The sequence below is a fragment of the Asanoa siamensis genome (genome assembly GCF_016862555.1).
Taxonomy (GTDB): domain Bacteria; phylum Actinomycetota; class Actinomycetes; order Mycobacteriales; family Micromonosporaceae; genus Asanoa; species Asanoa siamensis.
The window spans coordinates 138,130-150,729 of the sequence record NZ_BONE01000001.1 but is presented as its reverse complement, the minus strand read 5'-3'; the positions used below and the strand labels follow the sequence as shown (position 1 = coordinate 150,729).

Here is a 12,600-nt window from a genome sequence, read left to right as displayed (position 1 = left end):
TTACGGGCGGCCACCGAACAATGTGGCGCAACGCGCCGACTTGCTCAAGATCAGGATGTGGCGGTGCGGACACGGTGCCAGCGGGCCAGCAGGCCGCCTTCGGCCGTGACCTCCTCGCTGGTCATCGCGTATCCGATGTGGTCACGCCAGGCGCCGTCGATGTGCATGTAGCGCGGGTGGTAGGCCTCTTCGCGGAAACCGAGCTTCTCCACGACCCGCCGGGACGGCTTGTTCTCGGGGCGGATGTTGACCTCGATGCGGTGCAGGCCGCCGTGCCGGAAGGCGTGGTCGACCACCAGTGCCAGCGCGGTCGGCACGACGCCGCGCCCCGCGATCCGGCCGTCGACCCAGTAGCCGACGTAGGCGGAGCAGAACGCCCGGCGTACGACGTTGCCCAGGTTGATGTGGCCCACGAACCGGTCGTCGAGGCAGATCGCGAACGGCATGCTCTCGCCCCGCCGCGCTGACTTGCGCTGGTCGCGGTGCACGAAACGGTAGGCCGCGATCGAGTTGAGCTCGTTCCAGTCACCGGGCGCCGACGGCTCCCACGGCGCCAGCCACGCCCGGTTTGTCCGGCGTACCTCCGACCAGGCCGCCGCGTCGGAGCGGCGGTAGGGGCGCAGCAGGACCGGCCCGTCGCGCAGGACGGCGGGCCAGCCCGGAGCGGCGCCGAACGGGGTCACCTGCGTCTGTCCAGCAACAGGACGTCCACAGTGGAACCAGCCGTGGCGGCGGTGACCCGTTCGCCGAGCACCACCAGACCGTTGGCTTCCATCAGACCCGACAACGTGTACGGCCCGCCGTGCAGCGGCTGCACCGTGTAGCCCCCGCCGCGGCGCTCGGCGACGTGCGCCGGGCGGAACTCGCGCAGCCCGACCGGCGAGGTCACGGTGTCCAGCAGGTGCGCCCGCACGCTGGGGCGGAACACCGGCTCGGCGCCCGAGAGCAGCTGGATCGCCGGGCGGGCCAGCACCTCGAAGCCGATCAGCGCGGCGCCGGGGTCACCGGGCAGGCAGACCACGGGCACCTCCTCCGCGCCGACCGTGCCGAATCCCAGGGTGGTGCCAGGGTAGAGCGCGACCTCGGTGAATGCCACGGGCCCCGCACGCCCTCCGTCGCGGCGGGACAGGATGCGGCGGACCATGTCGCCGGGGCCGGTGCCGGTGCCACCGGTGGTGAGGATCAGGTCGGCCCGCAGGGTCTGGTCCTCCAGCAGTGCGCGCAGGCCCTCAGGGTCGTCGTCGCAGATGCCGACGCGGTAGGCGAGCGCGCCCACCTCGGCCGCGGCGGCGGCCAGGGCGTGCGAGTTGGCGTCGACGACCTGGCCGGGCTGGCTGCCCCGGCCGACCTCGACGAGCTCGTCGCCGGTGGCGATGATGACGACCCGCGGGCTGGACCGGACCACCACGTGCCCGATGCCGGTCGCGGCGAACGCGGCCACCAGGGCGGGCGAGATGGTGGAGCCGGCGCGGGCCAGCACCGAGCCGGCGGCCAGCTCGTCGCCGGCCCGGCGCAGGCCCGAGCCGCGCTTCGGCGGCTGGAAGATCTCGACGGCGGCCATGCCCTGGTCGGTCCAGGTGATCGGCACGACGACGTCGGCGCCACCGGGCAGCGGCGCACCGGCCGCGACCGAGAAGCAGGTCGACGGGGTCAGCCGCACCGGCCGCCAGCTCGACGCGGACAGGTCACCGATCACGTTGAGCCGCACCGGTGCACCGCGGCCCGCGGTGCACACGTCTTCCCAGCGCGCCGCGTACCCGTCGATCGCCGCCAGGTCGAACGCCGGGAACGGATGCGGTGCCACGACGTCCTTGGCCAGCACGTTGCCGTACGCCTGGGTGAGCTCGAGGTCGAGCGGTGGCAGGGCGCGCAGCCGCCGCAGCGCGCTGCCGAGATAGTCGGCCAGCGAGGTCAGCTCTCTGGCGCCCACCTCCGCGTCGGCCATTTGGGTCATGAACCGACCCCTCCCGCTTGTACGAACTCTTCGAGCCAGGACCGGAATGCCGGGCCCAGGTCTTCACGCTGGCACGCGATCTGCACCACGGCCTGCAAATAGCCCAATGGCATGCCCGTGTCGTAGCGCGTGCCGCGGTAGACGATGCCGTGGACCGGGGTGCCCTCGTCGAGCAATGTCTGCATCGCGTCAGTGAGCTGGATCTCGCCGCCGCTGCCGGGCTTGGTGTTGCGGATCGTCTCGAAGATCTTGCCGGGCAGCACGTAGCGGCCGAGCACGGCGAGGTTGCTCGGGGCGTCCTCCGGCGACGGCTTCTCGACCAGGCCGGTGACGCGGACGACCTCGGCGCCGGGGACGAGGCCCGGTTCGGCCGGTTCGACCGAGGCGATGCCGTAGCGCTTGACCTCTTCGCGCGGCACCTCGAGGAAGGCCAGCACGATGCCGCCGGTCTCGGCCTGCAGGTCGAGCATCGCCGGCAGCAGCGGCTCGGACTCGTCGACGAACTCGTCGCCGAGCAGCACCGCGAACGGCTCGTTGCCGACGTGCGAGTCGCCCATGCCGACCGCGTGCCCGAGCCCGAGCGGCTCGCCCTGCCGGCAGGTGTAGATCTCGGCGAGCTCGGCGGGGCGGCGCACGGCCGCGAGCCGTTCCGCGTCGCCCTTCTCCTCGAGCCGGGTCTCCAGGTAGGGCTGGCGGTCGAAGTGGTCGACCATCGAGGTCTTGCCGCGGCCGGTCACCAGCAGGACGTCGCGGATGCCGGCGGCCGCCGCCTCTTCGACGATGTATTGCAGCACCGGGCGGTCGACGACCGGCAGCAACTCCTTGGGGACGGCCTTGGTGGCCGGCAGGAAGCGCGTGGCGAGACCGGCGGCGGGAATGACCGCCTTGACCGCGCGCCGGCGCGGCTCGGTCGACGGGGATGGCGGTCGTGGGGTCGCTGGCTCGTCCGACATTCCGCGAGACTATCCGCCCCTCGTCTGTCGCGGTGGCTGCGTCCCGCTTGACGCGCCGCCAGCAGGTCGGATCGGTCCGCCGCCCCCGGCTCGCGGTTGGTTGTCGGCGGGTGGGACGGCCGCCGCGGCCACCGGTATCTCGGCCCGCTCGGCCCGCCCGCCCGGCGCGGTGCGGAACCCGTCGCGGCCGGCCGCCTTCGCCGCGTACAGCGCGTCGTCGGCCGCGTCCAGCACGGCCTGCGCGGTGGCGGCGTGCCCGGGGAACACCGCGATTCCAATGGAGACGGTCACGTCGACCGCCCGCGGACCGTCGATGTCGAACGGTTCGTCGCGGACCGCGGCGCCGAGCCGGCGCGCCACGATGGCCGCGCCCTCCGCGTCGGTCTCCGGCAGCAGCACCACGAACTCCTCGCCGCCCTGGCGGAAGGCCAGGTCGACCTCGCGCACCACGCCGCGGATCCGGCGGGCGAAGTCGACCAGCACGGCGTCGCCGGCGGCGTGCCCGTAGGTGTCGTTCACCTCCTTGAACCGGTCGAGGTCGAGGGCGAGCACCGCGAGCATCCGGCCGAACCGGCTGGCCCGCTCGACCTCGCGGCGGATCGACTCCTTGAGGTAGCGGTAGTTCCACAGCCCGGTGAGCGGATCGGTCAGCGACAGCCGCTGCGCCTCCTGGTGCACGCGGACGTTGTCGACCGCGACCGCGGCCTGGCCGGCGAACGTGCGCAGCGTGATGACGTCGGCGTCGTCGAACTCGTCGGAGCCCAGCCGGTCGTAGAGGGCGAGCACACCGGAGGCGGTCGGCGGGTCCGGCGGCAGCACACCGGGCACCGGCTCCGTCGCCGGACCGGAGACGTTGAACGGCACGGCGACGTACGTGTGGCAGGTGGGCTCGAACGGCGAGAGCGGCGGACCGTCGCGGTCGACCCGGCCCCGGCGCGGCACTCCGGTCGCGGCGATCCCGCCCAGCAGACCGGCGCCGAGCGGCACCCGGCGGCCGGCGACCTCGACCCCGAGCCCGCACTGGCCGACCAGCGTGCCGGTCGCGGGGTCGAGCAGCAGCACCACGCCGCCGCTGGCACCGGTCGCGGCGCCCGCGGTCTCCAGGATCACCTGGAGGATCCGCTGCAGGTCGTGCGTGCTGGACAGGGTGTCACCGAGCACCGCGAGATGCCCGCGCAACTGGTCGCGGCTCGTGGTCAGGGCCCGTACGTAGGCCTGGGTCTCCCGGGTCATCCGGTTGAACGCGACCGCGAGCCGGCCCACCTCGTCGTGCCCGCGCAGCGGCACCCGGGCCGCGAGATCGCCCCCGGCCACGCGGTCGGCGGCACCCGCCAACTCCGCCAGCGGTCGGGTGGTCGACCGGGCCAGCGACCAGGCGGCGCCGACCGCGCACAGGGCGGCCAGCACGACGGCGCAGACCAGCAGGGCGTACAACCCTTGGAGGTGGCCCGTCGGCACCGACAGCACGAGGGGGAGCGGCTGCCCGGGCGCCGGGCCGACCCGGCGGACCACCCGGCCGTCGCTCGTCTCGGCGACGGCGTCACCGCGCACCGAGCCGGCCGCGGCGACCACGGCCGACAGGGCGCCCGGCGACTCCGTGCTGTGCACCGCGCCCGCCGGGGCGCCGCCGAGCAGCGTGACCGCGGTGCCGGTGGCACCCGCGAGCCGGCCGACCGTGCCGGCGTCGAGGTCGTGGGTGGCCCAGATCGCCCCGAGCGGCGCGCCGGCCGCGTCCCGCGTCTCGATCCGGACGGCCAGGCCGAGGAACGGGCCGGCGTCCGTCGCGGGTCGCGCGCAGTCCGCCCAGGGCCGGTCCGGGGACCCCGGGGTGCGCAGCGTGGGTACGCCGTCGACGCCCTCGACGACGACGCCGGAGGCCAGCCCGCGGGCGACCACCTGACTGGCCACCTCGGTCTGCCGGGCCGGGTCGGTGGTCACGGCGACCGCGTCGGCGGCGGCCTGGAGTTGCTGGCAGAGGGAGCTGACCGAGGTACGCACGGCGGTGGCCGCGACGCCGAGCCGCTCCGCCGCCCGGTCCCGGCCGACCGCGGCGACCGTGCCGCCGACGAAGAGGGCGCTGAGCAGCACCGGTCCCAGCACGACGGCGAGGAACGCGGCGGTCAGCCGCCCGCGCAGCGTCACAACTCCCCCTCCGGACCTGACATGCTCGGCAACGGTGTGCCCGTCGAGGGTCTAACCGGGTGAGGGTCGGGAGTGTTGCGTGCCGGATTTATCGCATAGTGGGGCGACTAAGGCTGACATGCGGGCGGCGGTGCTCGCCGCCCGCCGGTCGCTGGCCGCACCGGCGCGGGAAGCGGCGGCCGCCGCGGTGGTCACCGCGCTGGCCGACCTCGTCCGGGCGAGCGCACCGCGACTGGTCTGCGGGTACGTGCCGGTGGGCAGCGAGCCCGGCGGCCCCGGCCTGGCCGAGGCGCTGTGGGCGGCGTTGGGCGCGCACGGCCGGCTGCTGCTGCCGGTGCTGCGGCCGGACAACGACCTGGACTGGGCCTTCTACACCGGGGAACTGGCGGTGGCGGGGCGCGGCCTGCGCGAGCCGCCCGGTGAGCGGCTCGGGCTTTCAGCGGTGGCGGGCGCCGACCTGATCGTGGCGCCGGCGCTCGCGGTGGACCGGCGCGGGATGCGGCTGGGCCGCGGCGGCGGTTCGTACGACCGGGCACTCGCCCGCAAGCCGGCGGGCGTACCCGTGATCGCGCTGCTCCATGACGGCGAGCTCGTGGACCGGGTGCCCGAGGCGGCGCACGACCAGCGGGTGACCGGGGTGATCACCCCGGCCGGTGGGCTGACGCGGCTGTGAGGGTCAGGCGGCGGAGGTGGCGCTGCTGCTGCTCGCGGCCTTCGCCGGCTCCGACTTCGGCTTGGCCTCGGTCTTCGTCTCGGTCTTGGTCTCGGTCTTCGATTCCGACTTCGACTCGGCCTTGATCTTGGTGTCGCCACCGCTGGTGCCGTTGCGGGAGTCCGTGCGGTAGAACCCGGAGCCCTTGAACACGACGCCGACCGAACCGAACACCTTGCGCAGGCGACCCTCGCACTCGGGGCAGACGGTCAGCGCGTCGTCCGAGAACGACTGGACGGCCTCGAGCTGGTGTCCGCACTCGGTACAGGCGTACTGGTAGGTCGGCACGGGTTCCCTCCGGATTGTGCGAGTTTTGGCACTCAGCCTATCCGAGTGCTAATAGTGCGGCATCGGACGTGGCTTCGTCCAGCGACAACATCAACCCCAGTGCGGCGGCACGTCTTCCCAGAGGCGGTCGTCGTTGCTGTCGGTTCGCTCACCCCAGCCGCGGTCGGTGTCGTCGCGGGTCTGCTCGGGCAGCATGAACTCGTCGCCGCTGAGGTCGACGGGGCGCTCGTCGTCGGGTGTTGCGGGCGGTTCCACGCGGTTCACGGAGGCAGCGTACCCGCGCGTTCGGTAGCGTCGTTCGGCGTGACGTACGACGAGTCCGGTTGGCAGCGGCCCGGTCCCGGTGGCGAAGCCGACCCGAGGGGTGCCGGGGACGCCGTGCCCCCGGTCGGCTACTCGGGTCCGCCGCCCTCGGAGCCGCCGCCGGCGGGTTGGCGGCCGCCCACCTACCTGCAGCCGCCGCCGCCGCGCCAACTCGCGCCGCAGGACGTCGACAAGATCGAGGCGCAGGAGAAGGACGCCCGGACGGTGACGTACGGCGTCGGCCTGGTCGCCGCCGCCGTGCTGGTCGTCCTCTCCTGCCTGCTCTGCTCCCGGGTGCTGTTCTGACTCTAGGGAACGGCGCCTTCCCAGACCGCGTGGGCGCCGCTGTCGCCGGTGAGGAAGACGTAGATCGCGGTGGCGACCGCGAGCGCGATGACGACGACGGCCATCGCCAGGTTGACCCAGACGGGCACGTGCGGTGCCCGGCGGTTACCGCTGTTGACGAAGAGCATGACCAGCGTCACGACGCCGAGCGCGAGGGTGAACCACCAGGTGCGGTCGCCGTAGCTCTGGTGCTGGTTGACCTTGTCGAGGATCTCGGGGGAGAAGCCCGCCGCCACCAGTCGGTCGCGCAGGTTCTCGCCGGAGGCCTTGGCGAACCAGGCGGCGATGGGGGAGATCACCGCGAGCGCGAGCACCGCCCACCCGATCTTGCCGCGGAACCGCGGGACCACCGCGTAGACGACCGCGCCGAGGCACAGCAGGGGGATGAAGACCACGGCCGCGTGGATGATCAGGGGATGGGCCGGTATGCCCAGAATGTTGTTCAGCACGCGGCCTCCTATGGATTTCGATCAGCGTACGGGCGCTGAATAGTCCTTACGAACGGGACACGTGAGCCGCCTGCCATTCGGTTCAGCGCTTGATCGAAATGCCGGTTGAACACCGCGTATCTTGAACGTTTCCAGGGAGCGTGCTTCCATTGCGGCATGTCTGAGTCGGCGGAGGAGCACGGCGCGGCGCTGCTGCGCGCCCGCGGCATGCGGGTGACGCGCCCCCGGGTCGCCGTGCTCGCGGTGCTGGCCGGCGGTGGTCACCTCGAGGTCGACCAGATCGCCACGGCGGTCCGCGCCCGGCTCGACACGGTCTCGACCCAGGCGGTGTACGACGTCCTCGGCGCGCTGTCCCGGGCCGGCCTGGCGCGGCGGATCGAGCCGGCCGGCAGCGCGGCCCGGTTCGAGGCGCGGGTCGGCGACAACCATCACCACGTGGTCTGCCGGGCCTGCGGCGCGATCGCCGACGTCGACTGCGCGCACGGCGCGGCGCCCTGCCTGGACCCGGTCGGCGCCGGCGGCTTCCTGGTCGACGAGGCGGAAGTGACCTTCTGGGGCCTCTGCCCGACCTGCCAACAGCAGCCAGCCGACGACTGATGAGGTTTGGTGGCAGGCTGGAACCCATGACGGACCTCGGGTTGTTCGGCCCCGACACGGTGACCTGGCGGGTGCACGCCGAGCCCATCCTGTTCGTCGGTGGTCTCCGGTCGCTCTACCTGCAGGCGCTGCATCCCCGCGCGATGGCCGGGGTCGCGCAGAACTCGCATTACAAGGACGACCCGTGGGGCCGGCTCGTGCGCACCTCGATCTACGTGGCGACCGCCGTCTACGGCACCACCGCGCAGGCGCGGGAGGCCGGCCGCCGGCTGCGCGCCCTGCACGCCCGGATGACCGCGCGTGACCCGTTCACCGGCGAGGAGTTCCGGATCGACGAGCCGGACCTGCTGCGCTGGGTGCACGTGGCCGAGGTCGAGTCGTTCATCACGACGGCCCGCCAGGCCGGGGTGCCGCTGACCGACGCCGAGGTCGACACCTACTACGACGAGCAGCGCCGGGTGGCCGAGCTGGCGGGGCTGGACCCGGCGACCGTGCCGGGGTCCGCGGCCGAGGTCGCCGCCTACTACGCGGACATCCAGCCGGAGCTCAAGGTCACCCGCGACTCGGCCGAGGCGCTGCTGTTCCTCACGGCACCGCCCGTGCCGTGGAAGCTCAACCCGGCCGTCCGCCTCGGCCTCGAGTTGGGCGGCCCGCGCCTGCTCTATCTCAGCGTCGCGTCGACCGCGCTCGGCCTGCTGCCGCCGTGGGCGCGGCGGCTCTACGGCGGGTTCGGGCTGCCGATCGAGGGCTTCACCGCAGGGTTGTCGGCGCGGGCGCTCCGGGCGGCGCTGGCCGCGCTGCCCCGCCGCTACACCCAGGGCCCGATCTACCAGGGCGCGATGGCGCGGGCCGGCCTTCAGACGTAGGCGCCGGCCAGCTCGGTCAGCTCGGGGTCGGCGCGCCCGGCGATCACCCGTACGGTCCCCGCGACGATGTCGGCCACCTGCACCCGCGGGTCGTCGTTGGAGTCGACCAGCGTGAGCTCGACCAGGTCGGGCGTCGCGGCCCGCAGCCAGGCCACCCGGGCCGGGGTGAGCGTGCTCTGGAAGTCGTGCGTGATCCGCACGGGCCCCCAGTGCGCCACGGTCCGGACGATCGCGGGCGCCAGCAGGTCGACGGGCGCGAACGCGGGCGGGTCGGTGCGGCGCCGGTCGAGGAACTCGTCGGCCCGGCCACGGCTCTTGGCGAGCAGGGCCAGGGTCTCGTCGGCGGCGGGTGGGACGCCGGTGCGGCGCAGGTCGTCGATCGACCAGAACAGCGCGTCGGCGGCGGTCGGGTCGAGCGGTTCGCGGGTGCGCAAAAGTTGGTTGCCCGCGACCAGGAACCGGCGCCATCGGGGCTCGTCGGTGACGGGCAGCGTCGCGGCCCGCTCGGGCGCGTCGACGAGCTGGTCGAGCAGCGTCTGGACCAGGAAGAACGGCTTGTCGACGAGGTGCACGTGGGCGTGCCCGTGCACCGGCCCGCCGGGCCCGAGCAGCCAGACCAGCACAGCGCGGTGCTTATCCCGCAGGAGGTGGTTGGCCTTGTATTCGGTGGCCGGCGACCGGATCCGCTCGCGCAACTCGGTCATGCAGTCGGCGGCCGCCGCCCGCGACAGGTGGACGCTGCCGTGCGCGAACACGGTGGTGGGCGAGGAGACGAGCTGCTGGCCTTCGTAGCCGGACTCGTCGCAGGCGATCTCCCTGATGTCCGCCGCCACCCAACCACCCTCCCACGTGCGGGTCAGGCGGTGACAGCGGATTTCCGCGCCCGCCGCCGCAGGGCGAGGGCGACAAAGACGATCAATGCCAGCACACCGGGGCCACAGTGGACGGCGAGCACCCCGGCGAGGCTCGGGCCACCCCAGTCGGCCTGATAGGTCGAGGGATCGCCGACGTCGATGACGAACGGCTCGATCGCCGCCCGCACGATCGCGTAGACCCCGAACACGATTCCGACGACCGCCAACGCCTTCTTCATGCCTTCAGCCTCGCGGGGGAATCCAGCGGTTTCCATCCGGCCAGCCACCCTTACGAGGTGCGGTCAGCCGTACCACTGTGGCCTCCCGAGGGCCATGCTGGCGGGATGCCGTTCAGCCTGGACACCGGCGACCAGATCGCCAGCATGGTCAGCGCCGTGCTGGCCGTGGTCGCCGTCTGGCTGGCACTGGCGGCGCGTCGCCGCAGCCCCGACGCGGATCCCGACGCGCTGCTCGACCAGGCGGCGCGGCGGTTGGCGCTGCGGGTCCGGCAGCAGTGGGACCAGGAGGCGGGCAACCGCGGCCTGCTCCACCCCGAACCGATCGCGGTGCGCTGGTCGTCGACACCCCGACCGGTCGGCGCGGCGGCCGCCGAGATTCTCGGGCCCGGGGCGGGCCGGGCGATCCGGCTGAAGCTGGCGGGCGACGTGACGACGGTCGCGGCCACCTGGCGGCAGTTACCCGCCCGGCAGCTCGTCATCATCGGCGCGCCGGGCTCCGGCAAGACGTCGCTCGCGGTGCTGCTGGTCCGGCAACTGCTGGCCGATCGGTCGGTCGGCGACCCGGTGCCCGTGCTGCTGAACATGTCGGCCTGGGACCCGGCGGTGCACGTCGACGTCTGGCTGGCCCGCCGGCTCGTCGAGATCTATCCAGAGCTGTCCCCTCGCCGGTTGGGTCCGGGAGGCGCGGGCCTGCTGATCAGCAGCGGCCGAGTGGTTCCGGTGCTGGACGGGCTGGACGAGATCCCGGCCGATCTCCGGGCGTCGGCGCTCACCGCGTTGACCCAGGTGGTCGCCGGTGACCGGCCCCTCGTGCTGACCTGCCGGGCCGTCGAGTTCGAGGAGATCGTGCAGGCGACCGGCGTGCCGCTCGCGCGGGCCGCCGTGGTCGAGGTCGAGCCGGTGACAGGTGCGCAGGCGGCGACCTACCTGCGGGCCGGCCAGATCGACAGTGAACGCCGGTGGGCTCCGGTGACCGCGACTCTCGCGGCCGAGCCGTCGGGAGCGCTCGCCGCCGCCCTCGGCACGCCGCTGATGGTCTACCTCGCCCGGACGGTCTATGCCGACGGACGCGCGGATCCCCGAGAGTTGGCCGCCTTCACCGATCCCGGGGCCATCGAGGAGCATCTGCTGGCCGCATACCTGCCCACCGTGTACGGCGGTCCGCCGGCCAGGTCGGACGGGCGCCGGCCACGGCCCTACCCGCCCGAGAAGGCCGTCAGGTGGCTGGGCGTGCTGGCCCGGCACCTGCGGGACCGGCGTGCGTCGGAGTTCGCCTGGTGGCGGCTCGTCGACGCGGTCCCGGCGCCCGGGCTGGTGGTCGCGGCGGTCTGGGCCCTGTGGATCGGGCTGCTCAGCACGAGCCTCGTCCTGGTCGTCAGCGTGGCGGTGCGGGTGGCCACCTCGGATGGTCTCGCCACCGGGGCGCTGATCGCGGACGAGCGGTGGTGGGCGGTCCTGGGCGTGGCCGCGGGGACGGTGTTCTCGGCGGGCTGGGGCGCCCTCCTGATCAAGGTGCCGCTTCGCGTGCGGGTGCAGCCGCGCTGGTTGGTCGGCGCGGCTACGGCGGGTGTGCTCGGTGCCGTCCTCCTCGCCTGGGTGCGGGACCTCCTGTGGACCGGTCCGACGGTGACCAGGCCCGCCTACCTGCTGATCTTCGGACTCGCGTTGGGACTGGGCCTCGGGGTCGTGGCGGCCGCCGGCCCGAGCGAGTTGCTCAGCCCGCGCCAGTCCATGCGGGACGACAGGGGCGCGGCGCTCGCGGCGGGGCTGTGCTCGGCGGGTGGGGGACTCGTCGTCGGTGCCGCGTTCAACGAACCCTGGATCGGCGCCGGGTTCGGCGTCTACCTGGGCGTGAGTATCACCGCGTACATCTCGTCCTGGGGTCGGTACCTGTTCGCGCTGGCGGTGCTGGCCACGCTGGGGCGGCTGCCTGTGCGGTTGTTCCGCTTTCTCGAGGACGCGCATGCCCGTGGTGTGCTGCGGCAGGTCGGTGCCGAGTATCAGTTCCGGCACCTGCGTTTGCAGGAGCATCTCGCCGGTCAGAGCGTCGCGCAGACCTCGCGGAGGTGACGTAGGCCGTTGGTGGCCAGGGCGTCCTGGGTCGGGGCGAAGGGGCGCCAGATCGAGGCGGCCACCGCGATCGACTCGTTTTCGCCCGTGAAGGACTCTATGCAGATCGGGCCGCGGTAGCCCGTCGCCGCGAGGGTACGTAGCCAGCGCGGCCAGTCGATGTGGTCCGAGCCCGGTGCGCCGCGGTCGCTGCCGCTGACCTGGACGTGGACCAGGCGTGGGCCGGCCGCGGTGATCGCCGCGTACGGGTCCGCTTCCTCGATGTTCATGTGGTAGCTGTCGAGCATGATGCCGACCGTCGACGGCAGGCCCTCGATCGCCGACAGGGTCTGCTCCACCGTGTTGACCACCGAGGTCTCGTAGCGGTTCAGTGCCTCGATCCCGATCCGGACCCCGTGCGCGCCGGCGTGGTCCGCGACCGGCGCCAGGGCCGTGCGCAGCGACGCGTAGCAGGCCGCGCGTTCCGCCGGGAGCATCCGCCAGACGCGGCCGACCGACGCGTACGCCGGGCCGCAGACGCTGGGCGCGCCCAGGACCACCGCCGCGTCCACGAGGGAGCGGAGGTAGTCCTGGGTCGCGCGGGTCGTCGCCGGGTCGGTGCGGACCAGGTCACGGCCGGGTGGCGTGACCGAGAGGACCGCGGCCGCGGTCAGGCCGTGCGCCGCGAGCAGGTCGCGGGTGCGCTCGGGTGACCAGTCGCCGGGGTTCTCCACGGGGATCTCGATCGCGTCGAAGCCCCAGGCGGCGATGCGTGGCACCAGGTGCGCCAGCGCCTCGTCGGTGACCGGGGACGTCCAGATCCACGGGTTCGCACCGATCTCGAACACG

Annotated in this window: 15 protein-coding genes; 5 read left to right on the top strand and 10 right to left on the bottom strand. The window is 73.5% G+C overall.

The genetic code is table 11. The features are described 5' to 3' along the window. Nucleotides 1–50 precede the first annotated feature (50 nt). From Asi02nite_RS00665 to Asi02nite_RS00650, 4 genes are read right to left on the bottom strand one after another with little or no spacing between them, the layout of a single operon-like run. The gene (locus tag Asi02nite_RS00665) at nucleotides 51–683 is read right to left on the bottom strand and encodes a GNAT family N-acetyltransferase (protein ID WP_203710078.1); all 633 of its coding nucleotides are present in this window, start codon (nucleotides 681–683) and stop codon (nucleotides 51–53) included. Further along, the gene (locus Asi02nite_RS00660) at nucleotides 680–1,954 is read right to left on the bottom strand and encodes a molybdopterin molybdotransferase MoeA (RefSeq protein ID WP_203710077.1); all 1,275 of its coding nucleotides are present in this window, start codon (nucleotides 1,952–1,954) and stop codon (nucleotides 680–682) included. The genes Asi02nite_RS00665 and Asi02nite_RS00660 overlap by 4 nt, the downstream gene beginning before the upstream one ends. Beyond that, the gene (locus Asi02nite_RS00655) at nucleotides 1,951–2,907 is read right to left on the bottom strand and encodes a UTP--glucose-1-phosphate uridylyltransferase (RefSeq protein ID WP_203710076.1); all 957 of its coding nucleotides are present in this window, start codon (nucleotides 2,905–2,907) and stop codon (nucleotides 1,951–1,953) included. Before Asi02nite_RS00655 ends, Asi02nite_RS00660 begins: the two co-directional genes overlap by 4 nt. Nucleotides 2,908–2,916: 9 nt before the next feature. Further along, complete coding sequence (locus Asi02nite_RS00650; RefSeq protein WP_203710075.1) at nucleotides 2,917–5,049, bottom strand: GGDEF domain-containing protein; 2,133 nt, start codon at nucleotides 5,047–5,049, stop codon at nucleotides 2,917–2,919. A 79-nt stretch (nucleotides 5,050–5,128) separates the two neighbouring features. Between Asi02nite_RS00650 and Asi02nite_RS00645 the strand changes: the two genes are divergently transcribed. Beyond that, nucleotides 5,129–5,722: a 5-formyltetrahydrofolate cyclo-ligase gene (locus tag Asi02nite_RS00645; RefSeq protein WP_505604943.1), complete on the top strand. Its 594-nt coding sequence runs from the start codon at nucleotides 5,129–5,131 to the stop codon at nucleotides 5,720–5,722. Nucleotides 5,723–5,725: 3 nt separating this feature from the next. On the opposite strand, the gene Asi02nite_RS00640 is transcribed toward Asi02nite_RS00645, so the two are convergent. Beyond that, nucleotides 5,726–6,049 (bottom strand): FmdB family zinc ribbon protein, encoded by a 324-nt coding sequence (locus Asi02nite_RS00640; protein WP_203710073.1) that lies wholly within the window; start codon nucleotides 6,047–6,049, stop codon nucleotides 5,726–5,728. Nucleotides 6,050–6,139: 90 nt separating this feature from the next. Continuing rightward, the gene (locus tag Asi02nite_RS00635; protein ID WP_203710072.1) at nucleotides 6,140–6,313 is read right to left on the bottom strand and encodes a hypothetical protein; all 174 of its coding nucleotides are present in this window, start codon (nucleotides 6,311–6,313) and stop codon (nucleotides 6,140–6,142) included. Nucleotides 6,314–6,352: 39 nt separating this feature from the next. On the opposite strand from Asi02nite_RS00635, the gene Asi02nite_RS00630 reads away from it, so the two are divergent. Continuing rightward, complete coding sequence (locus Asi02nite_RS00630; RefSeq protein WP_203710071.1) at nucleotides 6,353–6,658, top strand: translation initiation factor 2; 306 nt, start codon at nucleotides 6,353–6,355, stop codon at nucleotides 6,656–6,658. Between the two features lie 2 nt (nucleotides 6,659–6,660). On the opposite strand, the gene Asi02nite_RS00625 is transcribed toward Asi02nite_RS00630, so the two are convergent. After that, nucleotides 6,661–7,146: a DUF2231 domain-containing protein gene (locus tag Asi02nite_RS00625; RefSeq protein WP_203710070.1), complete on the bottom strand. Its 486-nt coding sequence runs from the start codon at nucleotides 7,144–7,146 to the stop codon at nucleotides 6,661–6,663. Between the two features lie 156 nt (nucleotides 7,147–7,302). On the opposite strand from Asi02nite_RS00625, the gene Asi02nite_RS00620 reads away from it, so the two are divergent. Both Asi02nite_RS00620 and Asi02nite_RS00615 read left to right on the top strand, forming a co-directional pair. Further along, nucleotides 7,303–7,743: a Fur family transcriptional regulator gene (locus Asi02nite_RS00620; RefSeq protein ID WP_203710069.1), complete on the top strand. Its 441-nt coding sequence runs from the start codon at nucleotides 7,303–7,305 to the stop codon at nucleotides 7,741–7,743. A gap of 26 nt (nucleotides 7,744–7,769) precedes the next feature. Continuing rightward, entirely contained in the window at nucleotides 7,770–8,609 is an 840-nt protein-coding gene (locus tag Asi02nite_RS00615; protein WP_203710068.1) for an oxygenase MpaB family protein, read from the top strand. On the opposite strand, the gene Asi02nite_RS00610 is transcribed toward Asi02nite_RS00615, so the two are convergent. Both Asi02nite_RS00610 and Asi02nite_RS00605 read right to left on the bottom strand, forming a co-directional pair. Further along, nucleotides 8,600–9,442, bottom strand: a complete 843-nt coding sequence (locus Asi02nite_RS00610; protein WP_203710067.1) for a hypothetical protein — start codon at nucleotides 9,440–9,442, stop codon at nucleotides 8,600–8,602. The genes Asi02nite_RS00615 and Asi02nite_RS00610 overlap by 10 nt on opposite strands. 23 nt (nucleotides 9,443–9,465) lie before the next feature. Then, the gene (locus Asi02nite_RS00605) at nucleotides 9,466–9,702 is read right to left on the bottom strand and encodes a hypothetical protein (RefSeq protein ID WP_203710066.1); all 237 of its coding nucleotides are present in this window, start codon (nucleotides 9,700–9,702) and stop codon (nucleotides 9,466–9,468) included. Nucleotides 9,703–9,807: 105 nt separating this feature from the next. Here Asi02nite_RS00605 and Asi02nite_RS00600 point away from each other — a divergent pair, with 105 nt between their 5' ends. Next, nucleotides 9,808–11,772 (top strand): NACHT domain-containing protein, encoded by a 1,965-nt coding sequence (locus tag Asi02nite_RS00600; RefSeq protein ID WP_203710065.1) that lies wholly within the window; start codon nucleotides 9,808–9,810, stop codon nucleotides 11,770–11,772. Here Asi02nite_RS00600 and Asi02nite_RS00595 read toward each other — a convergent pair. Then, a complete protein-coding gene (locus Asi02nite_RS00595; protein ID WP_203710064.1) occupies nucleotides 11,742–12,599 on the bottom strand; it encodes a sugar phosphate isomerase/epimerase family protein in 858 nt (285 codons plus the stop codon). The two genes, Asi02nite_RS00600 and Asi02nite_RS00595, sit on opposite strands and share 31 nt — an antisense overlap. Between the last annotated feature and the right edge of the window lies 1 nt (nucleotide 12,600).